The sequence below is a fragment of the Chryseobacterium pyrolae genome (assembly GCF_025153485.1).
Lineage (GTDB): Bacteria > Bacteroidota > Bacteroidia > Flavobacteriales > Weeksellaceae > Chryseobacterium > Chryseobacterium antibioticum.
Genome location: NZ_JANZQH010000001.1, coordinates 319,386 through 345,763 on the forward strand (window position 1 = coordinate 319,386; position 26,378 = coordinate 345,763).

At 37.6% G+C, this 26,378-nt stretch carries 18 protein-coding genes; 6 read left to right on the forward strand and 12 right to left on the reverse strand.

Features of this window, described 5'->3' with window-relative positions; all coding sequences use genetic code 11:
- Positions 1 to 408 precede the first annotated feature (408 nt).
- From NZD88_RS01435 to NZD88_RS01450, 4 genes are all read left to right on the forward strand, one after another.
- Positions 409 to 1,584 carry an autotransporter outer membrane beta-barrel domain-containing protein gene (locus tag NZD88_RS01435; protein ID WP_259826854.1) on the forward strand — a complete coding sequence of 392 codons (1,176 nt, stop codon included), beginning with the start codon at positions 409 to 411 and terminating at the stop codon, positions 1,582 to 1,584.
- A 19-nt stretch (positions 1,585 to 1,603) separates the two neighbouring features.
- Positions 1,604 to 8,794, forward strand: coding sequence for an RCC1 domain-containing protein (locus NZD88_RS01440; protein WP_259826855.1), 7,191 nt, complete (start codon positions 1,604 to 1,606; stop codon positions 8,792 to 8,794).
- A 140-nt stretch (positions 8,795 to 8,934) separates the two neighbouring features.
- Positions 8,935 to 9,345: a 5-fold beta-flower protein gene (locus tag NZD88_RS01445; RefSeq protein WP_259826857.1), complete on the forward strand. Its 411-nt coding sequence runs from the start codon at positions 8,935 to 8,937 to the stop codon at positions 9,343 to 9,345.
- 409 nt (positions 9,346 to 9,754) lie between these two features.
- A complete protein-coding gene (locus NZD88_RS01450; RefSeq protein ID WP_259826859.1) occupies positions 9,755 to 10,780 on the forward strand; it encodes a S1 family peptidase in 1,026 nt (341 codons plus the stop codon).
- A 28-nt stretch (positions 10,781 to 10,808) separates the two neighbouring features.
- Here NZD88_RS01450 and NZD88_RS01455 read toward each other — a convergent pair whose 3' ends face one another.
- From NZD88_RS01455 to NZD88_RS01465, 3 genes are all read right to left on the reverse strand, one after another.
- Complete coding sequence (locus NZD88_RS01455) at positions 10,809 to 11,063, reverse strand: hypothetical protein (RefSeq protein WP_259826860.1); 255 nt, start codon at positions 11,061 to 11,063, stop codon at positions 10,809 to 10,811.
- 6 nt (positions 11,064 to 11,069) lie between these two features.
- Positions 11,070 to 11,450 (reverse strand): hypothetical protein, encoded by a 381-nt coding sequence (locus NZD88_RS01460; RefSeq protein WP_259826861.1) that lies wholly within the window; start codon positions 11,448 to 11,450, stop codon positions 11,070 to 11,072.
- A 200-nt stretch (positions 11,451 to 11,650) separates the two neighbouring features.
- On the reverse strand, positions 11,651 to 11,899 hold the full coding sequence (locus NZD88_RS01465) for a helix-turn-helix transcriptional regulator (protein WP_259826863.1): 249 nt from the start codon (positions 11,897 to 11,899) through the stop codon (positions 11,651 to 11,653).
- Positions 11,900 to 12,835: 936 nt separating this feature from the next.
- Between NZD88_RS01465 and NZD88_RS01470 the strand changes: the two genes are divergently transcribed.
- Positions 12,836 to 13,360, forward strand: coding sequence for a hypothetical protein (locus tag NZD88_RS01470; RefSeq protein WP_259826866.1), 525 nt, complete (start codon positions 12,836 to 12,838; stop codon positions 13,358 to 13,360).
- A gap of 1,059 nt (positions 13,361 to 14,419) precedes the next feature.
- Here NZD88_RS01470 and NZD88_RS01475 read toward each other — a convergent pair.
- The 9 genes from NZD88_RS01475 to NZD88_RS01515 all read right to left on the reverse strand — a co-directional run bounded on the left by NZD88_RS01475 (position 14,420) and on the right by NZD88_RS01515 (position 24,934).
- Positions 14,420 to 15,406 carry a hypothetical protein gene (locus NZD88_RS01475; protein WP_259826868.1) on the reverse strand — a complete coding sequence of 329 codons (987 nt, stop codon included), beginning with the start codon at positions 15,404 to 15,406 and terminating at the stop codon, positions 14,420 to 14,422.
- Positions 15,399 to 16,991, reverse strand: coding sequence for a hypothetical protein (locus NZD88_RS01480; protein ID WP_259826870.1), 1,593 nt, complete (start codon positions 16,989 to 16,991; stop codon positions 15,399 to 15,401). The genes NZD88_RS01475 and NZD88_RS01480 overlap by 8 nt, the downstream gene beginning before the upstream one ends.
- A 131-nt stretch (positions 16,992 to 17,122) precedes the next feature.
- A complete protein-coding gene (locus NZD88_RS01485) occupies positions 17,123 to 17,992 on the reverse strand; it encodes a hypothetical protein (protein ID WP_259826872.1) in 870 nt (289 codons plus the stop codon).
- A gap of 49 nt (positions 17,993 to 18,041) precedes the next feature.
- A complete protein-coding gene (locus NZD88_RS01490) occupies positions 18,042 to 18,500 on the reverse strand; it encodes a hypothetical protein (RefSeq protein ID WP_259826873.1) in 459 nt (152 codons plus the stop codon).
- A 20-nt stretch (positions 18,501 to 18,520) separates the two neighbouring features.
- A complete protein-coding gene (locus NZD88_RS01495; protein WP_259826875.1) occupies positions 18,521 to 20,188 on the reverse strand; it encodes a hypothetical protein in 1,668 nt (555 codons plus the stop codon).
- 20 nt (positions 20,189 to 20,208) lie between these two features.
- The gene (locus NZD88_RS01500) at positions 20,209 to 20,784 is read right to left on the reverse strand and encodes a hypothetical protein (RefSeq protein ID WP_259826877.1); all 576 of its coding nucleotides are present in this window, start codon (positions 20,782 to 20,784) and stop codon (positions 20,209 to 20,211) included.
- Positions 20,785 to 20,854: 70 nt separating this feature from the next.
- The gene (locus tag NZD88_RS01505) at positions 20,855 to 21,364 is read right to left on the reverse strand and encodes a hypothetical protein (protein ID WP_259826879.1); all 510 of its coding nucleotides are present in this window, start codon (positions 21,362 to 21,364) and stop codon (positions 20,855 to 20,857) included.
- On the reverse strand, positions 21,330 to 22,958 hold the full coding sequence (locus NZD88_RS01510) for a DUF4280 domain-containing protein (protein WP_259826881.1): 1,629 nt from the start codon (positions 22,956 to 22,958) through the stop codon (positions 21,330 to 21,332). Before NZD88_RS01510 ends, NZD88_RS01505 begins: the two co-directional genes overlap by 35 nt.
- A 92-nt stretch (positions 22,959 to 23,050) precedes the next feature.
- On the reverse strand, positions 23,051 to 24,934 hold the full coding sequence (locus tag NZD88_RS01515; RefSeq protein ID WP_259826883.1) for a type VI secretion system Vgr family protein: 1,884 nt from the start codon (positions 24,932 to 24,934) through the stop codon (positions 23,051 to 23,053).
- 637 nt (positions 24,935 to 25,571) lie between these two features.
- Between NZD88_RS01515 and NZD88_RS01520 the strand changes: the two genes are divergently transcribed.
- Positions 25,572 to 26,243, forward strand: a complete 672-nt coding sequence (locus NZD88_RS01520; protein ID WP_259826884.1) for a hypothetical protein — start codon at positions 25,572 to 25,574, stop codon at positions 26,241 to 26,243.
- Positions 26,244 to 26,378 lie beyond the last annotated feature (135 nt).

Here is a 26,378-nt window from a genome sequence, read left to right on the forward strand (position 1 = left end):
CAATTCATCAAAACGAGTTGTTTCCAACAATGTAGAACAACGGTAAGTCCTCAAAATTTCTTTAAAGCCACAAGTCGTATTTAACCATATGGCTTATTTGATTATTTCCTGAAGTCAGATGGAAAAAATACCGGGTCATAAAAAACACCACAGGTATCCGACTATCGGTTCGGGAAAAGAAATGCCTTGCGAGGCAGGAGGAAGCTTGCTGTTGTTCCAATGATGATGTTACACCATTTAATCCATAAAATATTTTTAAAATCAATGTTGATTCATTGATTAAGGCCTTTGTTTTTGTATGAATTCACCGGATTTGTATTTTATGGAGCTCAGAAACCATTCAGACGAATTTAAGTGTTTAAAAATCAAATACATATTAAATATTAAACTGTTAACTTTTACACTATTATGACAAAAAAACTATTTACGATTGCCTTGACAAGCTTATTCAGCACGACGGCTTTTGCGGCAGACCTCTATGTTAGAAATGGCGGCGCGGGCGGCGCTTATTCTACCGTAAGTGCAGCTATTACGGCTGCTTCCGACGGAGACCGCATCATCATTCAACCCAAAACGAATGGGACTGCATATGTAGAAAACCTTACCATCAACAAATCGCTGACTTTTGTCTCTGAAACCAATTACAACAGATATTTTATTCAGGGAACCGTTACGATCAATCCGGCACCGGGAAGAATAGTGAATATCAGTAGTTTGAGTTCCGGAAACTTTACCATTTACAATGTAGTGGCAAGTGGACCAACAACCGGAGGAAGAACGACCATCAATCTGTATAACTGTTATTTAAATAATGTTAATACCAACCAAACCAATACCACGACAAACATTTCGGGTTCTACAGTGTCGGGAGGTATTAGTTTTTCCCATGGAAGAATTACGGCTAATAAAGCACAGTCGATTTCTGCCAATTCTACCACAACAGATACCGTTCCTGCAACAACCGATGTAGAAATCTATGGAAATAAATCTGATTTTGGGCTGATTTACTCCCAATCCAATTATAATTTTAAGTTCTATAATAATTTTTGCAAAGGGGTGTTTGTTTATGCTATTAAAACAGGCAGCTCAAACGAAATTATTAATAATACCATCTATGATCCTAATGGCGGTGATATAGCGCCATTTTTCATCAACTTAAATAATGGAAACACTGGAAATATTGCCATTATGAACAATGCGGCTTCTTTCGTAGTAGGTCAAACGAATGTTTGCATCAAGAACAATAATAATGCTACGGTGACAGCTTCTTATAATGTATTTACCAATCCGTTTGTGACAGAAGGGACTATGACACAAAGTAACAATTCCGGGCAGGTCAATATGAACTTCAACAATACAGATTACACCATAAGCGGAATGAATGAAAATGCAGGAAATCCTGACGTAAGCTATACCGATTTAGATTTAACAAGAAATGACGCAGGTCACTATGGTGGCTCCAACAGTTGGGCTAACTACTGGCCTGCAGACAGCGGAGGAAAACCTCAGGTAAACTATCTGGTAACTCCAAGAACCATCAGCAGTGGAACTTTGAACATCACCGGTTCAGGGTTTTCCAAATAATTCTTAATGATAGAACAATATGAATAAATATATCTATAGTATAATCGCTTTGCTTATGATCATGTTGTGCCCGGCACAAATGTACGTAAGCCAGGCCGAGTATTTTTGGGATACCGATCCGGGTACAGGAAACGGAACTGCCGTTTTAGCTGCGGATGGGAATTTCAACAGTGCTTTTGAACAACTGACCAAAACGGGGATTGCTACACCAGGTAATGGTTTGCATAAACTCCATATCCGTATCAAAGATAATACTGGGGTTTGGGGACCTGTTTTTACCAATGTCATTGATGTTCAGCAAACTCAGACCTCTTCCTTAATGGCTCTTTCACAAGCCGAATATTTCTGGGATACCGATCCGGGAGCAGGAAACGGAACAGCTGTTCTGGCTGCAGATGGTAATTTTGACCGGGCTTATGAGCAATTGGTAAAGACAGGAATTGCCCTACCATCCATTGGATTGCATACATTTAATATCCGTGTGAAAGATACTAACGGGACCTGGGGACCTGTTTTCAAAAATGTGATTGATGTACAATCCGCAGTTCCGGCAGGTTGTTGGAAGAGCGTTACTGCAGGCGGTAGTCATTCCGTTGGAGTAAAAACAGATGGCACACTTTGGACTTGGGGTCAAAATGGTTATGGACAACTGGGTGATGGAACTAATATTCAACGAAATGTTTCAGTCCAGATAGGTACAGCCAATAATTGGAAAAAAGTGGTTACCGGATTAAGCTATTCAGTGGCCATAAAGACCGACGGAACGCTATGGACCTGGGGGGAGAACCCGGTAGGCCAGCTAGGAGATGGAACCACTGTCACTAGAAACACACCTACAAAAATAGGTACAGCTACCGACTGGGTAGATATTGCTGCTGGAATTAATCATACAATGGCTATAAAAGCAAACGGAACACTTTGGGGCTGGGGCCGTAATATGGGCGGTCAGCTAGGTGATGGAACCTATACTGACAGGAATACACCCACACAAATCGGAACAGCAACCAATTGGAAAAGTATATCATTAGGAGAGAATTTTTCTCTTGGATTAAAAACTGATGGTACCCTTTGGGGCTGGGGTGTAAATGTTTATGGAATCTTGAGTAGCGGTACTGCATCATTCATACTGGTACCTACACAAATAGGAACAGCTACAAACTGGGCAGGTGTATCGGCCGGATACACCCACGCTGCAATAGTAAATACTACTGGGCAACTTTATACCTGGGGAAGAAATCACAAAGGACAACTTGGGGATAATACCACTACAGACCGATCAACATTAACCCTTGTACGTAATGGTATTCAGAGTGTTTCTGCAGGATATTATCAAACCTTAGCGGTAACAACAACCGGAACTTTAATTGCTTCCGGTGCCAATGAGTATGGTCAGCTTGGTGATGGTACCGGTGTTGATAAAAAAAACTGGATTACTGTAGGATCTGCTACCAATTATAAACTGGTGAGTACATCTATGTCAGGATACTATACTTTAGCTTTGGATAATGAGGGCTTCCTGAAAGCATGCGGAAATAATTATACGGGTCAATTAGGTGATGGTACTACTAATAACAGATACACCATCATTTCTATTGCGTGTACTTCAGACTGTACTCCTCCAAGTCAGTTATATACATCTAATATTACTTCTACGACAGCTACGCTTAATTGGTTTCCGGTAACACCAGAGCCAACGGGAGGTTATGTATATGCCTATGGCACTGCTTCTACAATAGGAGGCCCAAGTATTACTACTGTTTCTACAACAGTGGATTTAACAAACCTATCACCTTCCACCACTTATTATTGGTGGGTAGCATCTAAGTGCGGATCTAATCAGGGCAGTTGGGTACCGGGAGGAAGCTTTACTACACTTCCTTTCTCAGGCTGTTTTGATGAAATACAGGCTGGAGGTTTCCGTAGTTTTGCCATTAAACCCGATGGTACCCTTTGGGCCTGGGGAGGAGGCGGAAGCCTTGGCGAAGCTTTAGATGTGGATTATAATATGCCAAAAAGAATCGGAAGCGTCAGCAACTGGAAAAGTATGATCTCAGCAGGACAGCATGCAGCTGCTTTAAGAAAAGATGGTACGATCTGGACATGGGGATTCAATAATTCCGGTCAATTGGGGTATGGCAACACTACGGCTATCTTTACCCCTCAACAAGTGGGTACGGCTACGGATTGGAAGACTATAGCAGCCGGATTTGAAACGACACTAGCTCTGAAAACCGATGGTACACTATGGGCCTGGGGTGGCAACAGCAAAGGGTCTTTAGGAGACGGAACTTTAATCAGTAAATCAGCTCCTGTACAAATTGGTACAGCAACAGACTGGGCCTCGATATCAACAACAGGCCAACATGTCGTAGCTTTGAAAACCGATGGCACGCTGTGGACCTGGGGTAATAATGACAATGGTCAGTTAGGTAACGGAAATACTACCAATGGGTTGATACCGACACAAATAGGGACAGATACCAACTGGAAAGCAGCTTCTGCAGGTTTACAGTATTCAATGGCATTAAAGACAGACGGAACTTTGTGGACCTGGGGAATTAATGCTTACGGACAGTTAGGTGATGGGACTACCACCAGTAAAAGCGTACCTACAAAAATTGGTACAGATACCAATTGGAAAAGTATTGATTGCTATGAAGAACATTCATTGGCTATTAAAACCGATGGTACACTTTGGGCTTGGGGTAAAAATAATTACGGACAATTAGGGGATGGGACGACCACCAACAGAACTGCACCAAAACGTATTGGAGCAGACACCAACTGGTACAGTATCTCAGCAGGAGATTACCATTCACTGGCTTTAAAAACGGACGGGTCTGTGTATTCATGGGGATATAATAGTCATGGTCAGTTGGGTAATGGTACAAATGGATTTCAGGCCGGTTCTTACACACCGATAAGCATCGCTTGCCCTGTAAACTGTCCTGTTCCAAGCCAGTTGTCTACTTCCAATATTACTTCTACAACGGCTACGTTTAACTGGTTATCACCGGCAACAGCACCTGCCGGAGGATATATGTACAAATATGGTACTTCATCAAATGTTGGAAGTAGCAATAGTGCTAATAATACAACTATTTCTACAACAGCCAATGCAAGTAATTTATTACCAAGTACTACCTATTATTGGTGGGTAGCGTCTCATTGCGGATCCACTCAAAGTGATTGGGTATCCGGAGGATCGTTTACGACACTTCCTCCTACAGGCTGCTGGCAAAGTATTGCTGCAGGCAGTACCCATTCTGCCGGGATAAAGTCAGATGGAACACTTTGGGCCTGGGGAACTAATAGCGATGGGCAACTAGGTGATGGAACAAATACCAACAAACATGTTCCAACGCAAATAGGAACAGCAACCAACTGGAAAAAAATTGTGACAGGTGCTCAGTATTCAATTGGACTGAGAACCAACGGAACGCTATGGGCATGGGGGTACAACTCGGTAGGTCAGTTAGGAAACGGAACCACCACTAATACCAATGTACCTGTACAAATAGGAACAGCTACCGACTGGGCAGATATTGGCAGCGGGGTGAACCATACTTTAGCCGTAAAAACCAACGGTACGCTTTGGGGCTGGGGAAATAATGGAAACGGACAATTAGGTGACGGGACTATTTTAAATAAAACAATACCTACGCAAATAGGAACAGCAACGAACTGGAAAAGTGTTACAGGAGGGGACAGCTTTTCTCTGGGTATAAGAACCAACAGTACACTTTGGGCATGGGGCTTGAACAATTACGGACAGCTGGGTGATGGTACAACCACCGATAGAATTCTGCCTACACAAATAGCAATAACAACTAACTGGTCCACTGTTGCAGCCGGATATACCCATTCTGCAGCACTCAACACAGGTGGAGCAATTTATACCTGGGGACGAAATGACAAAGGGCAGCTTGGTAATGGTACCAATACGAACAGCTTGACACCGGTAGGTATAGTTGGCAACATCAAAAGTATTGCTGCAGGAGCGTATCATACCGTAGCCGTAACTACAGCCGGAAAGCTATATGCTTGCGGAGCCAATAATTATGGTCAGTTGGGTAATAACACGACTACTAATAACCCGAACTGGCTTGCCATAGGAAACGACAGCGATTATAGTGTGGTTTCTGCAGGAGCATCCCATACTTTAGCTTTAAATACTGATCGCTTCTTAAAAGCAGTTGGAAATAACGAGGGAGGACGATTAGGTGATGGTACTACGATTCAGAGAAATACATTCGTTTCTATTACCTGTATTCCATGTAACCCTCCAAGCCAGTTATCTACATCCAATATCACTTCTACAACGGCTACACTTAACTGGTCACCACTGGCAACAGCGCCTACCGGAGGATATATATATGCCTACGGTACTTCTTCAACGATGGGAAGCGCTAATGGAAATACGATTGCTACAACAGCCGATATTACCAATCTAATGCCTAATACGACCTACTATTGGTGGATGGCATCTAATTGTGGATCCAGCCAAAGCAGTTGGGTACAGGGAGGATCTTTCACTACGCTCCCTCCAGCTGGTTGCTGGCAAAAAATTATGGCCGGTGAAACGCATTCATTAGGACTCAAATCAGATGGAACACTTTGGGCCTGGGGAAGCAACCAGTTTGGCCAGCTAGGTGATGGAACCACCACTGACAGAAATGTTCCCAAACAGGTAGGAACAGCAAACAACTGGAAAAAAATTATGGCAGGTGCTCAGTATTCAGTGGCACTTAAAACAGATGGAACGCTTTGGTCTTGGGGGTATAACCCGTTAGGACAACTCGGAAACGGAACCACTGTAAATAAAACGACACCTACACAAATTGGAACAGCTGCGGACTGGGCAGATGCTGCGACTGGAAAAAGACAAACATTAGCGGTAAAAACAGATGGAACACTTTGGGCCTGGGGAAGTAACCAGTATGGTCAGTTAGGTGATGGAACGTCTACAGATAAGAATGTACCTACTCAAATAGGAACTGCAACCGATTGGCGAAGTATTGCAGCAGGAACTGATTTTTCTCTTGCGGTAAAAACCGACGGTACACTTTGGGCATGGGGATATAATAACAATGGTCAGCTAGGAGACGGGACAACAACGCAAAGAAACGTACCTAAGCAAATAGGAACAAGTACTGCTTGGGCTAATGTTTCTGCAGGATTTATGCATGCTGCAGCGAGAACTGCGAATGGAATACTGTATACATGGGGAGATAATAGCCAGGGGCAGCTTGGTGACGGTACCTATATCAACAAATTAGTGCCAACACTTGTCTTTGATGGAGTTCAAAGCGTTGATGCAGGAGGACATCATACGGTAGGTATAACCAATACAGGAAATATGTTTGCCTGCGGGTATAATTATTTCGGTCAGTTGGCTAGCAGCACTACCAATAATAATTCAAGCTCGATTTCAGTATCAAATGCAAACGATTTTAGCTTAATCTCTGCAGGAGGATACTATACGTTAGCTTTAAATACGGATGGCTTTTTGAAATCAGCAGGTGCTAATGAAGTTGGGCAGTTAGGTGATGGTACAACGATTCAAAAGAACAGCTTTGTTTCTGTTATCTGCTCTGCAACTTGTAATCCTCCAAGTCAGCTATATACTTCCAATATCACTTCCGGAACGGCTACGCTTAATTGGGTGGCACCAATATCAGCTCCGAATGGAGGTTACCAGTATCTTTACAGTACCAATCCGATTATTGGAGGAATAGATGGAACAACTCCTTCCAATATGGCCAATTTGACCAATTTAATACCTAACACCACTTACTATTGGTGGGTAGCATCAGATTGTGTATCCAGCAAGAGTGATTGGACATCGGGAGGTTCTTTTATCACACTTCCTACATCCGCAACAGGTTGTTGGCAAAGTATGAGCGCGGGATCTGCTCATTCTGTAGGAATAAAAACAGACGGAACACTATGGACATGGGGAAGTAATCAGTATGGACAAATAGGGGATGGAACCACAATTTCAAAAAACACCCCTAAACAAATCGGGACTGCAAATAACTGGCTGAAAATAGCTGCCGGATATCACCATACGGTTGCCCTCAAAACAGATGGAACACTATGGACCTGGGGAGATAATTATTTTGGACAATTAGGAGACGGAACTACCATCAATAGAATGATCCCAATACAGGTAGGAACAGCAACCGATTGGAAAAATATTGCCACTGGTGATGATTATATAGTCGCTATAAAATCAAACGGGACCCTTTGGGCCTGGGGTAAAAATGGTGACGGACAATTAGGAGACGGGACCAACATCAATAAAACTTTACCTGTACAGATCGGAACCGAAAATGACTGGCAAACTATCGCACCCGGATCACAGCAGACGCTCGCCATCAAATCCAATGGAACATTATGGGCCTGGGGATATAATCAAAATGGTCAGCTGGGTGATGGAACTACTACCAGTAGAAATGTACCTACTCAAATAGGAACAGCCACGAACTGGAAAAGTATCGGTGGAGGACACCTTCATTCTATAGGAATCAAAACAGATGGAACGCTTTGGACTTGGGGAAGTAATGCCGAAGGACAATTAGGTAATGGAACCACCATCAGTCAAACGACTCCGATACAGATCGGAACAGCAACCAATTGGAAAAGTACTGCTTCAGGCTATTATCATTCTTCTCTGGCATTAAAAACAGATGGAACACTTTGGGCCTGGGGATATAATAACGTTGGTCAGCTAGGTGACGGGACACTTGTAAACAGAACTGTTCCTGTACAAATAGGAACATCCACAGACAGACAAATTGTTACAACCAATATGTTTAATACATTTGTTATCAATACCAATGGATTCTTATCAGGTACCGGAAGTAATAATTCTGGTCAGATTGGAGATGGGACCAATATTTACAGGAAAATATTAGTTCCTCTTGGTTGTCCTACAGGTATTGTTTTAAGAACTGATGAGGTCTCAACACAGACGGATCAGCTGAAAGTCTATCCGAATCCTGTACATGACATTCTGACGGTTTCTTTTGATCAAAAGATTCTTTCGGTAACAGTTTACAATATGGCGGGACAACAGGTACTTACTAAGGATATCAATGATACGAAAGGAACTATTGATGTTTCCTCATTCGTTTCAGGAATTTATCTGGTGAAAGTAAATGCAGTGAACGGCTTTGTAAAAACGGTAAAAGTGATCAAGCGATAAACATTACAATGGTAGTGCGGAAGCAGGATCTATAAAAAATAGCGCCACTTATTTGTAAGTGGCGCTGTTTTTTTAAAACGAATTGCTATTTTTAAGATATCAAAAAAAACAAAATAATAACCCATTAAAATTTTAAAACCATGAAAAAAATAGGAGTTATTGGTTTCCTTCTCTTCAGCCTTTCCCTGATAAGTGCACAAACGATAGAATCGGGAAGCCGTAGCACAACGGGCTATATCAAATCGGACGGAACCATTGAAAACAGCAGCCGTTCCACCGTAGGGTATATCAAGTCGGACGGAACCATTGAGAATAAAAGCCGCTCAACCATCGGTTATATCAAAAGTGACGGTACCATAGAAAACAAAAGCCGTTCTACCGTGGGTTACGTTAAAAAAGACGGGACTATAGAAAACAGCAGCCGTTCCACCATTGGGTATATCAAAGATGATGGAACCGTTGAAAATAGCAGTCGCAGCACGATTGGCTATGCCAGAGGCATTAAAAAAGAGTGGGCAGCGGTCGTGTATTTCTTTTTTAAGTTGGATTGATCATCTGTGTTGCAGAGAAAATAAAGAATGGGGCAACAATTCCTGTCCATTACATCATATATCCTTTACCCCGTTCATAACCCACTCAAGGGAGTTTGATAAGGGATTGCGCCCCTTGGATAACGGCCTGCAGGCCGTTTGGAAGCCACCTCCACCCCCTTACATAACCGGTTCTACCCCCTTGGGTAAAGGGGTGTCGCCCGTTCCTCAAGGGGTGTAGGTCGTTGGGAAGACCCTCCAGGGGGTTGGGGAAGTACTTGCAGACCCTTCGGAAGGGCCTACAGGATTTGTGGTGGGGTTTTGTTGATGTTTGGATGTTTTTTGAACGTTTGATGTATAATGCTAAAAATTATAGGAAAGGATTCGTGCGGTAGCGGGGCATTTATCTATATTTGTTAAAACCTGATATATGATTGAATTAGACCAATACCCGTATATTTACGAAAATTTGTTAATAGAAATAATTGAATACTTTTCAGCACACCATAGTCTAGGAAAAACGATTTCAAACAGTGAACGGAGAACAATATTAAAATTTTACCAATATTATCAATCGAAGTATAATATTTCTGATATGCCCCCATTTTCTAGCATATCGAGACTATGTGAAATATTAGTTGAAAAAAAATATTTATCTGTTGTAGTTAAGGACACTCCGCATAATTTTGATGATACATATATGTTTTTACCATCAGATGGCGTAGGCGCTTTGTTTCAAAATGAAGTCTTAAAAAGATTGTTAAATGAGAAGCTAAATTGTTTAGTTTTTGGTTTTAAATACATTAATTCTAGCTATAAAGATAATGTTCGACCAATTTGTCATTATATTGATAAAGATCCAGGAATTGGTAGTTCATTCTTATTTCTTGATGGAATCGCAACCGCTAAGCATTGTATCGAGAAAGCAAGAAAATTATCTATTAAAGGAATTCCTAAAGAAGTTCTTAATGCATCAGAATTTCTAATTCATGAGGTAGATGCGATGGATTTGATGTTTATAAAATTTCCGCAAGGACATTCTCAAGGTTTCAAGTTTTTCGAATACGAGGAGGGACAAGTCTTAGATGAAGTTTTAGCCCTAGGATTTCCAAAAATACCGGGGTTTCATACTTTTATGACTGCTGAGAAAGCTGTGATAAGTTCGCGTTATACGTCATCAATTGGGACGGTAGCTTCGCTATCGGAAGATTTTTGGATGAGGCAAAATCTTATGCTAATCACCGCAAAGATTAAAGGCGGAAACAGTGGCGGACCAATAATAAATAATAAAGGTAATGTTGTTGGAATAGCATCTAATATTCCTCAAATAGAGGAGAATTATGATGATTTAGGGTATGGCATCGCAATTCCAATAAAATTTCTTATTGAAATCATCGAAGGAAAGAGCAAAGTATTTAATACAAGTGGAATTGAGTTTATAGATTTTATAGATTAAAACAGCCCTTTAATTGGGGCTTTATATTTTAAAAAATGTAAGTTTCTCTCAGTAAGTCAAAGGCTTTTTTTCCTTTCAAGCCAGCAGTAAGAGCATTTACATATTGTTTTTCATATTCTTGAGGGATAAGCATGAAAAATTCTTCATTATCAGAGATGTTTTCATCATTACTTACTAGTTGAATGTCTCTGTAATTTTCACTGTAAACTTTATATAATGCGCAATGGAAGGCTTTTGCGCTTTCAGAAGCTTGTTTCATTATGTCTCCGAAATTTTCATCCATCTTGTTTTATTTAATAGTTAATTCTTTTCCTTTAAGTGCGAAGAAAAGGTTTTGTAATTGGTGAACATATTTTACGTGAACAGACTCACGATTACTTAAATATAATAATTCAGTGAAATCTCCATTTTTGTCCCAAATTTGAAATCCTTCCAACTCATAAGTATTAGTGGTATATTCGGTTTCAGGCATTAATTTAAAACCAAGCCGAAAAAGATGTTTTTCCGTTAAATTTAAAGGCGAGACCCCTTGAATCATAAACTTTGCGATAACATCTTCTATTTTGTTATTATATTTAATTATAACATCTTCATGAACGATTCCTAATATTGTTGCTTCAAAATTAACAAATAGAAATGTATTTCCAATTCTTAAATCTTTTATATCCATATTTAATAAATTTCTACAATAATATGATGATATCATTTTTTTCATTGTTTGCTAAATCCGACTTACTATTATTCAGTCGGGAACACAATATATGAAACTGAAATTACCCCGCAACGAAAAGTCTCCTGCCTTTGGGCCAATAAATAAAAACAACCCTTTTAAAAACATTCTCCAAAGTCAGGGGACTTTGGAGAACGAGTTTATTTAAATAAAGGGTCATTAAAAAATTCATATAATGGGATTTTTAAAAGTGTACAAAATCTTTTTATGGTGTAAATGGTAACACCTCTTTCGCTTTCAAAACTTTCCCATCTGTTTACTTGTTGTCTGTCAATATCATGAAGTTTAGCGAAATCACTTTGGTTCAATCCGGTAGACTCTCTCAAATCAATTAATCTTTGAGTTATTTTATTTCTAAGTTCAATATCTTCTTTGCTAAGTCTGCTCATTCAACAATTTTAAAATATTTGATAAAAACATTTGTAATCCATTTGGTTTACATTGTGATTTTTGTATATATTTGGAAAAGATTACTTATTAAAGTAATTTTGCGATACTTCAAAGAATATTAGAAGCTATTGCTTAGAATCTCATTCTGAAAACTGGTAATTTTTAACACACGAGATGATAAGCAGGAAGCTCACGACCTAGGCGTGGGCTCTCTTATCTGTGTGTAAGGTATACCAGTACCTCAGAATGGATATTGTAGAGTCCCATGCCGTTTTTATTTAATGCCGTTCTGCTTTTCTACAATTTCTTTTTCTAAGCCAGCTTTACCATATACAGTATCATGATATGTTACAATGGGGTGTACAATCCATTGCGGCTTTAGGGCTTTCAGAAAAACACAAATTCTATCATATTACCCTTGGTTCGTAGGGGCAGGAAGTTTAGGCATTGGCGGGACTTCCTCCTTTACGGCCAGTAAAAAATCGTAAAACAGAAAACAAATAGTATTTAGCTACAGAAAAATTAAAATAAAGCTCAGCGTGCACAAGTATGCTGGAAGTTAGAGCTATGTTTGAACCATACAACCAATTAAAATATAAACCATTAAGGAAAGTGAAGATTTTAAGATAAGTTAAGCTCCATCAAAGATGGATGAAGCAGTTTGCTAAATACATAGCATCAGCTATGATCTTAACGATTCTTAAACCATTGAAAAGCTCTTAATGGTTAAGTAAAACAGTTACATAAAAAAATATAAACCATTAAGGGAATTGAAGATTTTAAGATAAGTTAAGTTCCATCAAAGATGGATGAAAGCAGCTCGCTTCATCCATAGCTTCAGCTATGATCTTAACGATTTTTAAACCCTTAAAAAGTTCTTAATGGTTTAAAAAAAATCACATTTATTTTATCACCTATTAAAAAAATACAAACCCATGAAAAAGAATAGAACAGGCTTTGACACCCGGTTTTGGGCAGTTCGCAGGAAGTACTCCGGAGTACAGCTGATGGAAACCTTTTTTCAGTTCAATGACCTGGCTGCCTCTAAAGGGAAACTCAACAATATTATCAATTGCGCGGTGAAAAGGGATAGTTGGATCAAAGAAGATCCGTCTGTCATCTTTCACTTTCGCCAGTCGATGCAGTCGTTTATCCGTGCAGGTTATCTCATCACACTGAAGGAAAAGAAATGGGCCGCCAATACTCAGTTGGAAGATGTTTCTCCGTTGGTTCTTGGCTTGCTTTCGGAGAAAGAATACCGAAACCCTCTGTTGGTCTTTAAAAAAGCATTCAGAGAATACAGCGTACAGGAATTTGATTATTTTATGTCCGGGATGGTTTACTTCTCTCTGGGCGTCTATGATAATCTGCCGGAAAGGAATATTATCAGTCCGTACATTCATCTGACTAAAATGCTGGATGCGGCGCATCTTATTCTTGAAAGGAGAGGGAAGAAGTAAAGTGACGAATAGAAATTACATTAACGCAAAGGTTTACTATAACTATGCATAGAGTAGGAGGCAAAGAGAGAATCAATCCTTGATTGATTCGATGAGGCGAGCGTTTTATCAGGCGGCTTCATCAGCGGAGAAGCCGCAACTCTTTGCTTTCCTTAAAATCATAAGAATCTTAAAAAAACTTTGCGTTAAAATCTGAATAGAAATTTCATTAACGCAAAGGTTTACTATAATCACGCATAGAGTAGGAGGCAAAGAAGGAAATCAATCAAGGAGTGATTCGATGAAGCTCGCGTTTCGGTCGGCAGCTTCATCAGCGGTGAAACCGCCACTCTTTGCTTTCCTTAAAATCATCAGGATCTTAAAAAAACTTTGCGTTAAAATCTGAATAGAAATTTCATTAACGCAAAGGTTTACTATAATCCTGCATAGAGTAGGAGACAAAGAAGGAATCAATCCTTGATTGATTCGATGAAGCGGGCGTTTTACCATGCTGTTTCATCAGCGGAGAATCCGCCACTCTTTGCTTTTCTTAAAATCATCAGGATCTTAAAAAAAACTTTGCGTTAAAAACTGAATAGAAATTTCATTAACGCAAAGGTTTACTATAATCCTGCATAGAGTAGGAGGCAAAGAAGGAATCAATCAATCAAGGATTGATTCGATGAAGCGAGTGTTTTATCGGGCCGCTTAATCAGCGGTGAAGCCGCCACTCTTTGCTTTTCTTAAAATCATCAGGCTCTTAAAAACCTTTGCGTTAAAAACTGAATAGAAATTTCATTGACGCAAAGGTTTATTATAATCCTGCATAGAGTAGGAGGCAAAGAAGAAATCAATCTTTGATTGATTTGAAGAAGCGAACGTTTTATCAGGCTGCTTAATCAGTGGTCAAGCCGCCACTCTTTGCTTTTCTTAAAATCATAAGAATCTTATAAAACCTTTGCGTTAAAAAAAAGTGATCTTATCTTCAATACAATTAAATAAAGCAATAAGCAAGCGTTTTATCCGATAGTTTAGACTTCGGAGAATGGCAGAAATACGGTATCAGTTCATCGACATGCGTTAATGAAATTCCCGTTTTTCTAATACGCCTTCCCGATACATTTCAGTATAGATCAATGGTCCTTTCTTCCTTGTATTGAATAGGGGTTCTCCTGTTTCTTCATTATATTTTTGCAATAATTTGTAAAATTTCCATGTTCCAACAGGTAAACCATTTTTATATTCGGCTTCCAGATACGTATACGGATCGGTAAATTGCGGATATTTTTGTAAATCCATAGATCCATTGGGTTTGGATTCTATCCATTTTCCTTCTTTATGATGATTTTTCACTATGCCCTGTTCTTCATCATTTTTATAAGGACCATCCTTATCAAAGTATCTGGCAAATTTTCCGGAGGGCAGAATCTGGTATTGACGTGAGGGTTTTAACTGAAAAGGACTTTCAGTCAACTCATAATCCTGCAGAGAAATAATATAATTTTTATCGATATTAAATAGGGTATAGTTGGCAAATCCCATTTCTCCCTGATGATTAAGATAGATTCTCTTCATATCGATAAGCTTGCCGTGTTTAGTTGACATTAAATACATTTTTTCAATAAACGGTTCAGCGTAACGAACAGTATTATAGACCGCCATAAAGTACACTGAATAGTCTCTGTAACACAGAAAATGAGAGGCTATTTTAATGTGGTCATATTTTTCATTGACAGTAGTGCCGAATGGCAGAAGAACATCGTATTCTTCAGGAAGCAATACCAGATCTTTTTGGATTACTTTCTCAAATTTCAATGAATTGATTTCCTTTAATTTATTTTCATCCTGTAGGGCAGACAGAATAGAATCAACAGTGATTCGTTTTGAAATATCCGAATATCCAAATGGCAGACTGATACAATCCGCTTTATTGGTGTTCAAAAAAACTGATCCTTTATCTGTTGAATGTGCTTCTGCTTTTGTCGTCTTATTTTCTATTTGAGCCTTACTGTAGCAGGAAAAAAGGAAAAACAAAACAGTAAAACAGGCGATATTAATTTTAGGCATAGACATCTAATATTGGGGTGAAACCGTGAACATGCAAATGATTATTATGTCTTGGTGTGTCGGTATGGGTGGTATGAGGTAACCGTGTACTGGCATTGTCTGCCGTACTTGCATTTGAGGTGTTGGAAAAATTCTCTGACCGACCTGATCCAAATCCAAAATCAAAAAGAATATTTCGAAGAATGACCTCGTTATCATAATCAAAATTCGCTGCCGTAAGAATGGTATTGACTCCATTTTGCTGAGTCGTTAATAAATTCAAATCTCCCGCTTCTCCATTCACATGTTCTGCGCTGGGATAACATGACGCATCAGAATAAGAAAATCCCTGAGACACGATATAATGATTGTGACCTTCCTGTCTGAATTGTGCCAATGACCCTAAGAAACCGGCAAATAAATCCGGCTGAATGCTTCTTCTTCTGGTATGCTGAAATCCATACCGGATGATAACACCGTTTTGATTATAATTGAATGCTTCAAAAATCTGTGGTCCTACACCCGCATTCTCTAAAATATCCATATTGACCAGCTCGACATTTCCCGGTTGATTAGCATACCATTTGTCGGTGGCTCCATCACCAAGAGTTCCGTTAGCATACACCAATAACTGATGTGCATCTATCTGTTCTCCGGCAGCTCTGTTTGCTGTGAAATCTATTGTTTGTGAAAGAGCTCCTCTTTGAGCCAGCGGCGGAATGGTATTGACTCTTCTTTTTCTGGTTACGCTTTCTTTAGTTCTGGAACATATCCTGTGCTCATTATCGTTTTGGTCGTAATAAAAATAAATAACCTCAGTAGAATGAGCATTCAGAACTTTTTGAATCCTTCTTCTTCTTGCCGGATTTGCACCAATCTCTTGTAAAGTATTGTACGTATTACTGCCATGATGAATGGTATATATATTTTTATTGACCACTCTGAATCTCCCTCTGTCATCATTTAAGAAAATACCTGCTCCATTTACTTCTTCCTGTCCATCTCCATAGGCACAGGGATTATTGTCTGTTCTTTCTACCGCCACTTCCAAATTAATGCTGCTATCTGCCAATCTTCTGGTCCAGTCATCAAAAGTAGCTCTTCCATCAGGCCTTAGTTGTAGCTTAATAATAGCTTTATTGATATGGTCAGCTCGTAAATTAGTGTAATGATCATGGTTACCTTCTCTGTTGTTAAGGGCATCAAAATTTCCTACCTGTACGGTAAACAACCTCTGTGCTTCATATCGGTCAGGGGATACAAAACGCATTAACTGTAAGGTATCTGTATTTTCCGTCATCGTATTTGCTGAAGGTCTTATCACTGCATCTATACTCAAATCGGTCATATTGCTGGTCTCTATGATCAGATACACCGTTTTTCCTAATATAGAATCGTATGGAATATTTTGATTTTGATCATCTTGCTGTACATGAGCAGAATCAATTTTTGTAAAACTGACTCTTGTTCCATTGTCTGTTGTGGTTTTCCTGGCAAAATAAACTTCGGTAACGCGCTGTAACGAGTCATCGGGAGTATCCGGAGCCAATGGACCATTTACGGTTTGGGTTTGCCCTGAATCTGTTATTGTAATACGTGTTGCCATGTTAAGATTTTTCTTTTTTTAATACGGGAGTTTTTGCTATTTCCTGACGGGGATTATCCGAGATTTTATTTTCATGAGGTAAGGCTCAGACATCCAACTGGTCCTGCAGTTCTTCAATCCATCCTATTTTTTTATAGTTCTTCATAGCTAATTTCTTTTATGTGATAGATGATTTTCTTTTGATAGTTTTCTCCCAGGGAAAATTCTATGGTCAGTTTATGCTCCAAAACTTCTCTGGTTTTAAAATCTAATAAAATCTGCCCTTTATATTTGTCCAGTTTTGGAAAATCTGTTTCACTGTTATAAGCTATTTCTTTTCTTTTCATTTCTCCGTAAAACATTTCCCAATTTTTATCAGAAGGGATGTTCCCGGTATACTGTAATAGCAATAATTCATCATCACCACGCATGTCCTCAGTTTTTACACGTTCTTCTATATCTATTACGGTATTGGCCATAAAATTACGGTAACGTACAATATACTTTGTGGTATCTTCCTGCTTATACCTTCCGTAAAATTTATGGAGGATCATTCCAAAATGATTGTTTTTTAAAAAATCCTGACCCACTACATGTTCCTTTTGGTAAAATTCTTTTAAAAATTGGTAAGTATTCTCTGCTTGTTTTCCCACATAGGACCGGGAGAGCTTTTCCACCGTTTTTTCCACTTTATTCTGAAGAACTGACAATCCCTGCACATTTTTTAAGTTTCCGTATTCGTCCGTTATAAGCACTACATCATCATTGATCTCTGCAATTCTGGCTAAAAAATCTTTTTCGGACAGTGAGAGTTCCTTATCTCTGTGAACTCTGTCAAAAATTTCGATATGGTATTCAAACCTTTCTTTTTCTAAAAGCTTCAGCGTAACATGAAAGTTTTTGTTGAGCTCGCTTCTATGCGCTTTTCCGTTGATGGTGGTATATTCATTATAGGAATAGCGATAAAATTTCTTTCCTTCCAAAAGGTTTAATTTAATATCTATAGGAAATACGGGCTCCATAATTTTTCACTCATTTTATAACTTGTTGCTGCCAATTAAACTATTGTTTTTACTTGAAAACTACTTTTCCACCAGAGGAAACCCACTGGTTTTTTTTGTTCCATGATCCATCACAATCCTGTTGCATCTGTTTAATTATTTTTGCTTTTTTTAGGTCAATAATGGCACACGTGTAGTTTTCATGCAGGGTACTGTCTTTAGCACTTTCATGCACATATTCTTTGATGATGCCATCCACTACTACGTATTTTGCATTAGGGGATAGTCGGGAAAAGAGCTCGCTTCCGGTACCATTAAATTCACTTCCTTTACCTACTTTTATTTTCTTCTTTTTATTAATGATATGAAGATTATACCATAGTTTCATATTGCTGTTATAGGAAGCATAATACAACGATACATTATCATTTAAAGCAATTAAGGTGTCTTTCTTTATCGTTTTATTCTGCCCATCATGATGTTTTTGCGAAACCATGTTTCCACAAGTAATAAAAATGATTAAAATCATTAGCATAAATGTCAATTTTTTCATGATGATAAGTTTGCGTTTTTTTGCATTTTTTCATAGCGTTTATCCATATCTGTCCCTCTTCTTTTATTTCCGTAATCATCAAGAATTTCCTGTTCGTATTTACCGTGCATTTCGCCCCATTCGCCAGGGTTTCTTGATGTTTTTTCTAGTTTTTCACCTTCTTTTTTGGTTTTATTTTCTTTGGCGGTGTTCGCATCTTTTTTGGCAAAAAACCGGTCTAATGCAGAGCCGAAATCGTCTTGTACATATCCGGGTCTGTTAATATGATGATCCAATGCGGTTGCCTTACCTAATTTTGATTTTAAATAATCTGACAGTTTATATGAATAGCCTGTAGGCGTTAAAGGAAGTACGACTTCTTTTAATCTCTTAATAAAATCCAGTACTTGTTTTTCCTGAAATACTTTATCAATAACGGCATTTACGATCGGTTGCAGAGGCTTACATTCCACTGTTTTTCCAAATAAAGATTCTTTACAGTTTTCTCTGATTTTGTTTGATAATGTATTTCCTGTAATTTTTTCGGCTTTAGAATCTGCCGGATCTTTATAATACAAAATTCCGGAGTCCACCGTCCATCCGCATGATACAAATAATTCGTCATATTTTTCAGGATACTGCGCTTTAAATTCTTCAATTTGTGTAGTAAATTCACCTTTTCCGGTATGATCCACCGTTTTCTGCATAGCTCCTGCCGTTACTATCATTTGTTCACCTGAAAGGTCCCAGTCATAGGACTGAACAGAATCTAATTTGCCTTCATTTTCAGACATTCCCACCAAAATAGCCTTTTCTTCATCTGTAATTTTCTTGTCTTCAATCAATGTATCCCAATCGGCATAATTTTCAAGTTTTTTCGATCCCCAGTAGGCGGGTCCATATCTTTTACTATATCGGGTACAGGTAATATCATAATTGTTTCCACAATTACAGTATCTGATCTCAAATCTTTCATTGTCTTTATTTAAAAACTCATGCGTCTCATCCGGAAATTTCACTTCATCCTCTGTTCCTGTTACTTCAGCTTTGAAATATAAGAAGGCGTTTCTATCGTCTCTTTTATTAAATTTATCGATCAGTTTTTTTAAATCTTCATCACTTTTGGGACGCATCGTTATTTCTTTGGCGTATACCAATGTTCCGTTGATCGTGAATTCAATTTTGCTTTTCTCTTCCTCGCCATCTAAAAACTTGACAGGATTTTCATATACGTTTTCAGTATTTTTCAATTTATTTTCATGAATCTCAACAGAGAGTTTGCCGCTTGCTCCTTCACAATTGGCGACTACCCATACTTTCTTTTTAATAGTGGTGCTGTTTATTCTCTCGAAATCAAAATCCAGACTGCCATCAGCTTTTTTTGCCTGTACCTCTTCTTCCCAGGTAATTTTTACCGATTCTTTTGCCTTTAATTTTACAGAATCTGCCTGATCGGCCTGGATGTTCCTTCTTCCTTTTTTTTCATACTTCTTTTTGACGTCAGATACCAGACCTCCACCTTTGACCGTATAAGTTTCTTCTTTAGTTTCCCAGGTCATTTTAGGAACCTGTTTCGCAAAATATATTTTCACCACATTCACCTCATGATCTACCTGGTGTGGCATATCATAAACCTTTTGATTGGGATTTACAGAATAATCATCTTTTTGTTGTTCTTCACTCATAACTTCTTATTTTGAGCTGATTATTGAAAATTATTTGAACTATTATACTTTGTTTGCAAGTCTTTAATAATTTTTAATCTTAGTGTTGAGGGTAGGCCTTTTAATGTAATGTTCAGATTATCATTGAGTTTACATTTACCATCTTCTCCACAATAGTATTTTATATGATACAGATAATTTTTACGGTTATAAAATACAATGTAGGAGACTTTTGTATCGTTGTCCCAATTTCCGCAATAGGTAAAAGGTATTAAGACAGCCTGATGTTTACTTACTGTATAAACAGATATATTATTTGTCTTTAAATTGATTAACCCGGATTGTGCATAGGGGTAATTATAAACTATACTATCGTTGTAATTTTTATTTTTAACAGCGGCACTGATAATGGTTACAGCTCCGTCAAATCTCTTTTTTTCAGAGTTGCAGGGATTAATTACTTTTACGGTAAGTTTGTTTGATATGGGTCCGTCTTTAAAATTCTTATTGACAATCAATGAATCCTGATAATACATTTTCAAACTATCGTTCACAGACTTTTGCCCGCAAACAGGAATAAAGAAAAATAATATAAAACTAGTTACTAAGTTTTTCATTTTTTGTATAATAAATTGGTAATTAACCATCTGTGTGATTTCTGTTTTCTATTTTTTCCTGAACATTTGTTTAAGAGTTATTGTTAATAAAAGCCCTGTAATTTTTAATAATAAAAAATGATACTGCAAAAACTAAAATGTTAAAAGGGATAGCGCTTAAAATAGCTAAACCACCCCAGGTTAAACCATAAAACATATCTGAAAATATTTTTTTAAAAAAATCAGATCCTTGGGGAAAGTAGCCTGCATTCATATCAAAAAAAGACCATAAAAGGCCAGAAAAAGCTAAAGAAGGCACGATCCAGAGTATATAAAAAATCAAATAGAAGATGCTGTTATGAATCATCTTTTTGTTTCTTACTAACAACAACATGGTTATCATAAAAAAAACAGCAAATACCATTATAAATGAATAGGGATACGTCCAGTGATAAGCCGATCCCAAAGGAGACCCAACGACTTTATCAACTAATTTATTCAAAATAAAATACAGCAGTGATGTAGCGATGTAAAAAACAACACTACATAAAACGGTATATGATAATCTATTCAATTTCTTGAGGGCTAGCATAAAATTCATGATTTACATTTAAATATTTTACATCGGTATATAAGTTAAAATCCATTCCTTTCTTATAATCTTTTCTCCAATCTCTATATGATTTATTTTCTATTTTATAATAAGTATCCGCTGTAAGTCCATATGGATTTACCGATACTTTGTTTTTTTTAGGTGACCAATCCCCCAAATATTCATCTGCTGTTATAAAATCGAAACTGTCTTTTATATAAACTCCAATTTTTGTTATTTTAACCAGATAATTATTGCTTTTCCTTGTAATTGTCCCAAAAGCAATTACTCTAAATTGGCAACTTGCCAATGCTCCAAATAAATCATCTAAAGGCTCCATGGCAAAAACATTTTTGCTAATATTATAGGAGACACTTTGATAATAAAATCTCTCAAACAATGGCATTATTTCCTGTGCTTTTTGTCCTCCTAATTTAGGTTGTTCGATATTATCAAACTTTTGTATGTCATTTCTAGATACTCCGAAGTTTATAGTTTCGTTATCTTTTTTAGGAAGTTTTAAATTCACACCAGGATTTTTCACCATCTCTTTAATCCTTTTTTTCAGAAGCTTTACAGCATTTACCGATTTCCATTTTTCTGTAATAATTTTATCATATTCGGTTTTCATTCTTGGATATGACAATACCCAATCCATGGATAATAAGTCAACTTTAGGATTAATTAACCAAGGTTTATCATTTTCATTACCATTAAACCATATATCTTGTAACATTTTAGCTTTTGTCCATTTTAATGCTCCTTCTATCTTGGGAACAAATTCAACTGCGTGAATTTTGAGATAATCAGTTTCCTGTGGCAGTTCATAGGTGGTATCTTCAAGTTCAATTTTCGCATATAAATGTAATATGCTTTCCCCTCCTTTTGTAAATAAATCTGCCGTTAAAGGGAAATTAATATAATTTTTTTCAGAGGCAATGGTATAATTTTTTTCATATACATTATCATCATTAATAGGACCTGAATCTGATTCATATACTATAAATGTGATCTTTTTCCCTATTGCTGCTTTATTCGCTTCAAAGAAAAAGTGTAATTTTTCATCCCCGTAAGGATGCAGCTTTATTTTTTGATTCTCTTTATTGACCCAGTGCCCTAAAATTATAGTTGGCTTATTATTTTCAATACTTGATTTTATACTCGTCGCCTTTGGAATTGGTTTCGCAACAGCAGTATTAAAATCAGGATCACAAGTGATAAAAGATTCTTTTACTAAAGTTGTTTGTTCCTGTATAATTGAGGTTCCCAGGTTTTGCCAGGGACTTAATTTTATAACGCTCATACAGGGAGGGGGAGACATGTTTCTGGCAGGCCATTTGGGGTGTCCGCAAGTTCCTTTAAACTGAAGGTTGACCATGTTGTTTCCATCGCCCTTTGTTGCAAATAATTTATCCTGAAGATTTATTTCGTTAGAGGTAACTTTCAGGTCTCCGGACGCCTGAGCATAGGGACATTTTAACTTTGCTCCATGCATGACCATTTCTCTTTTTTCTAAAGGAGAATCTTCGCTGGATTTTTTTTTCTTTTCTGCCCGTTTTTCAGAAAGCTTTTGATCATGCGCTGAAGTATTTTGATCTTCCATGTGTTACTATTTTGGATTTGATTCAATTGCTGAGGTCGGAATTACATTCTTTGGCAACAATTGAAAATTTACTTTCGTCACCCGTCATACATTTAGCCTTTACTTACTTTAACGTCTTTTCCTCCCTGGAATACGGCCAATGATGATCCTCTCAGTTTTAAATCGCCTTTAGATGTCTGTATATCAGCTTCTCCGGAAATACTTTTAAATGTATTACCTGTGCTTTCGGTTTGATCTTTCTTAACGGTAACGCTTTTGTTTTCAGATGTTTGGGTGTATCTCTTTGTGATGGATTCAGTATAGTCGTTTCCAATATGCATGGTGCTGTCCTGCCCAATCTTAGTGGTCATATTCCTTCCCACTGAAATATGCATATCTTCCCCTGCTATAAAGGTCATATTCTTTGGCGCTGTAACCTTAATGTTACCCTGCCCATCCATAAAATAAGTATTTCCGCTTGGATCTTTAATGGTTACACTTTTTTCTGCATCATTCATTAAAACCTTAATTCCGCTTCTTGTCTGTATAGATTTCAAATGATTGTTCGGGCCTCCGCCTAAGGCTACCTGCCCATGAAACATTCCACCCATGGCAAATGGAAAATCGGGATTGTGGTATTCAAATCCCACCATGACCTGATCGCCAATCTCAGGGACAGCTACAAAACCTCTGTTTTGTGTTATGGCATCTGTTCCCCCTGCGTCAGGGCTCATCATTCTGATAAAGTGGGTCGTATCATTTACCTGCCAGTCAAACCTTACCTGTATTCTGCCCTGATTCAATGGATCTACATTGGATATAACTGTGGCTACCTGCGGTTCAGCTTTAGGCATTTCAAAATCAGGTTTTGGCATAAAACCAGTGCCTTCAGCGATGGCTTCAAAGCTTCCTGTATAGTATCCTCTTGCATCCACTTCGTGATTCACCTCTGTAATCATAAGCGTTGTAAAATGTGAGGTTTCATTGCTGCCGGTCTTTCTCATGGCTAGATCTGCAACACAGCCAATATATAGGAACGGAACTGTGGTTTGTCCTGAAACGGTAAAAACCTCTACTGCTTTACTTCCCCTTGCGCTCTTTTGGGAATCATCTACATCACGGAACATATTAGCATTGATGGGAGTAGGAGTCAGTGACCGGGTTGTAAAAATAGTGTCATTCAGTTCATAGGCTTTGGAAGATAATTCTCCTAAATGTTTTATAGGATCATCAACACCAACCATTTTGGTATGGCTGCTGCTGTTATAGCCAAAGTATTCCGGTTTGGTGTGAACGGCTTTCAGCTCAACATTCACATCATTTACATTGCTTCCATACACCAATAGGATAGGTTTTTCAGAAGAGGGGAGCTTCCCGAAATGAAGGACTTCGCCGTCATAATAGAACTGTTCTCCGTAGGCTTCTGCAATCCTTGTAAGGTAATTGTAGTGGGTTTCGTTGTATTGTGCGCTGTAATTAATATAACTTTTGTTTTGGGTATCTATCCTGAAATCAAATTTGTTTGAACCTAAGGTCTCCTTGATAATCCGATCTGCAATAATATTGGTATTCACCCGCTGGCTTCCTCCGAAACTTTGGGTATGTGGAGCAGAATCCATGAGAATAGTGGGACTTTTTCCTTTTAAGATAATATTTCCCAGACTCATTTTTTCCTGACTGAATGCTACTTTGGTAATGAGACCCACAAAGGTTCTTTCGGGGCTTTCACTTTCAGCATCTTTATATTTAAAAACAATGGTAATTCTTTTTCCTAAAAACTTTTGAGCCTGCTCAAGATTGTGATTTTGCGCTTCGCCTAAAGAATCATGAGCCAATACCAGTTCAAAGTCATGGTGCTTTCTAGCACTTTGTTGTAAACGAAAGTGCTTAAAGTGATTGACAGCTTTGCCCTCAACCACAATTTCCAGTTTTACCACACGGTTGATCCCCGAAATATGGTTTTCTGAAACTTTATCAGAATTTGAGGTGTTTTTCATAATATATTGTGCGTTTTTTTTGCTATTATGTCACCTAAGTTAGATAAAAAATATACTACTCAATATTAAATTACATTAAATTTATAAAATTGTAGTAAAACTACGATTGATTGAAAATCCTGCTCAGAGTAGCTTAGATTGATGATCTGAAGAAGTCTTGGAAATTAGGAGAGTCTGGTAATTACGTTTTTTGGAAATATTGTTTTTGATTGCTTGAAATAAAATCTCCAAAGTTGCGAGAATTTTGGAAAGTGGTATTACGGGTTTCTGTAATTAATATGTTGTAATCACCTTTATTTTTGCGGTAAAAAATTATATGGCACTAACCTTAATTACTATCTCATTTGGTATTGGTGAATTTTTTTTCAACAATATTCTTAGAGCCTGTTTAAAAATTAAATTAGAAAAATTTAGCGGATTGCTGAAAAAGTTTATTTTCCGAATTAAATTTTTGTTGCTATAAATCCACATTGAACTAGATTTTAATTATTTATTTAAAACTTTTGTAAACTATTTTATCTCATATTATTCCTGATCATTTGAGTGAAAATTTAAGTGTGGTATGTATATTGCAATTTTGTAAAGGATTTGATAAAATATGGAAAAAGATTAAACCAACATTTATAAAAAAATTACAATGAAATTTAATATAAAAATTGACAGTGCTTCGACTCTAGACGAGATTGAAAACTACTGGAAAAACGAAGATTATACTAACCTTTTAGGACTATTTGACTTTCCGGATGCTCATACTATAAATGCTGAGAATTTAAAGGAGATGCTTTTTATGGCAATCACCGATTTTGAGCCTAATGAAGCAGCGAAAGTTATATTGACTTATAAATTATCAGAAAATTTAAATGAAGGTCAAATCGATCAGATTTCAAATGATATGTTACTGGATAAGATCTGCGAAGAATATCCGGAAATAGGTTTGCATTTCGACTTATTTAATATCAATCAGCTCTTATTTAAAGCCTACAACGGTAAATTCCCAAATGCGAAAGCTACACGGGTAAAATTTTCAATAATATCCGTAGATCAAAATTCGGAGGAACTATCGAAGGAAATCATTTTAAAATCTTTCAGCCGTGGACTTTCTGAAAGTAATATTATCAAAAGGCTATTTTCTGAACAAATGTCTACAGATTTGCGTTTTGAAGAAGCTGAAGATATCGTGTGGAAGTTAGATAAAGAGGAAAATAATAATTTTTCCCTGATCACTTCAGAATACTGGTTGAATAAGGATGAAATAATTGCATCAGAATTCGAGGGAGAATGTTTACTAACAGAAAGTAAGGATCAATAATTTATAAAAACGGATACAAAAAAACTCCTCAATTTCTTGAGGAGTTTGTGGGTCCTGAGAGATTCTCCATAATCTTAATTTTCTCTTTATTCATAGTGTTTTCAAAGTTTTCTTAATTTGGGTATGCCTAAAAGG

Bases quoted from the DNA above. Each gene is read 5' to 3' on its own strand.
- NZD88_RS01435 (WP_259826854.1), top strand. From the start codon at position 409: ATGACAAAAAAACTATTTACGATTGCCTTGACAAGCTTATTCAGCACG.
- NZD88_RS01440 (WP_259826855.1), top strand. From the start codon at position 1,604: ATGAATAAATATATCTATAGTATAATCGCTTTGCTTATGATCATGTTG.
- NZD88_RS01445 (WP_259826857.1), top strand. From the start codon at position 8,935: ATGAAAAAAATAGGAGTTATTGGTTTCCTTCTCTTCAGCCTTTCCCTG.
- NZD88_RS01450 (WP_259826859.1), top strand. From the start codon at position 9,755: ATGATTGAATTAGACCAATACCCGTATATTTACGAAAATTTGTTAATA.
- NZD88_RS01455 (WP_259826860.1), bottom strand. From the start codon at position 11,063: ATGGATGAAAATTTCGGAGACATAATGAAACAAGCTTCTGAAAGCGCA.
- NZD88_RS01460 (WP_259826861.1), bottom strand. From the start codon at position 11,450: ATGGATATAAAAGATTTAAGAATTGGAAATACATTTCTATTTGTTAAT.
- NZD88_RS01465 (WP_259826863.1), bottom strand. From the start codon at position 11,899: ATGAGCAGACTTAGCAAAGAAGATATTGAACTTAGAAATAAAATAACT.
- NZD88_RS01470 (WP_259826866.1), top strand. From the start codon at position 12,836: ATGAAAAAGAATAGAACAGGCTTTGACACCCGGTTTTGGGCAGTTCGC.
- NZD88_RS01475 (WP_259826868.1), bottom strand. From the start codon at position 15,406: ATGCCTAAAATTAATATCGCCTGTTTTACTGTTTTGTTTTTCCTTTTT.
- NZD88_RS01480 (WP_259826870.1), bottom strand. From the start codon at position 16,991: ATGGCAACACGTATTACAATAACAGATTCAGGGCAAACCCAAACCGTA.
- NZD88_RS01485 (WP_259826872.1), bottom strand. From the start codon at position 17,992: ATGGAGCCCGTATTTCCTATAGATATTAAATTAAACCTTTTGGAAGGA.
- NZD88_RS01490 (WP_259826873.1), bottom strand. From the start codon at position 18,500: ATGATTTTAATCATTTTTATTACTTGTGGAAACATGGTTTCGCAAAAA.
- NZD88_RS01495 (WP_259826875.1), bottom strand. From the start codon at position 20,188: ATGAGTGAAGAACAACAAAAAGATGATTATTCTGTAAATCCCAATCAA.
- NZD88_RS01500 (WP_259826877.1), bottom strand. From the start codon at position 20,784: ATGAAAAACTTAGTAACTAGTTTTATATTATTTTTCTTTATTCCTGTT.
- NZD88_RS01505 (WP_259826879.1), bottom strand. From the start codon at position 21,364: ATGAATTTTATGCTAGCCCTCAAGAAATTGAATAGATTATCATATACC.
- NZD88_RS01510 (WP_259826881.1), bottom strand. From the start codon at position 22,958: ATGGAAGATCAAAATACTTCAGCGCATGATCAAAAGCTTTCTGAAAAA.
- NZD88_RS01515 (WP_259826883.1), bottom strand. From the start codon at position 24,934: ATGAAAAACACCTCAAATTCTGATAAAGTTTCAGAAAACCATATTTCG.
- NZD88_RS01520 (WP_259826884.1), top strand. From the start codon at position 25,572: ATGAAATTTAATATAAAAATTGACAGTGCTTCGACTCTAGACGAGATT.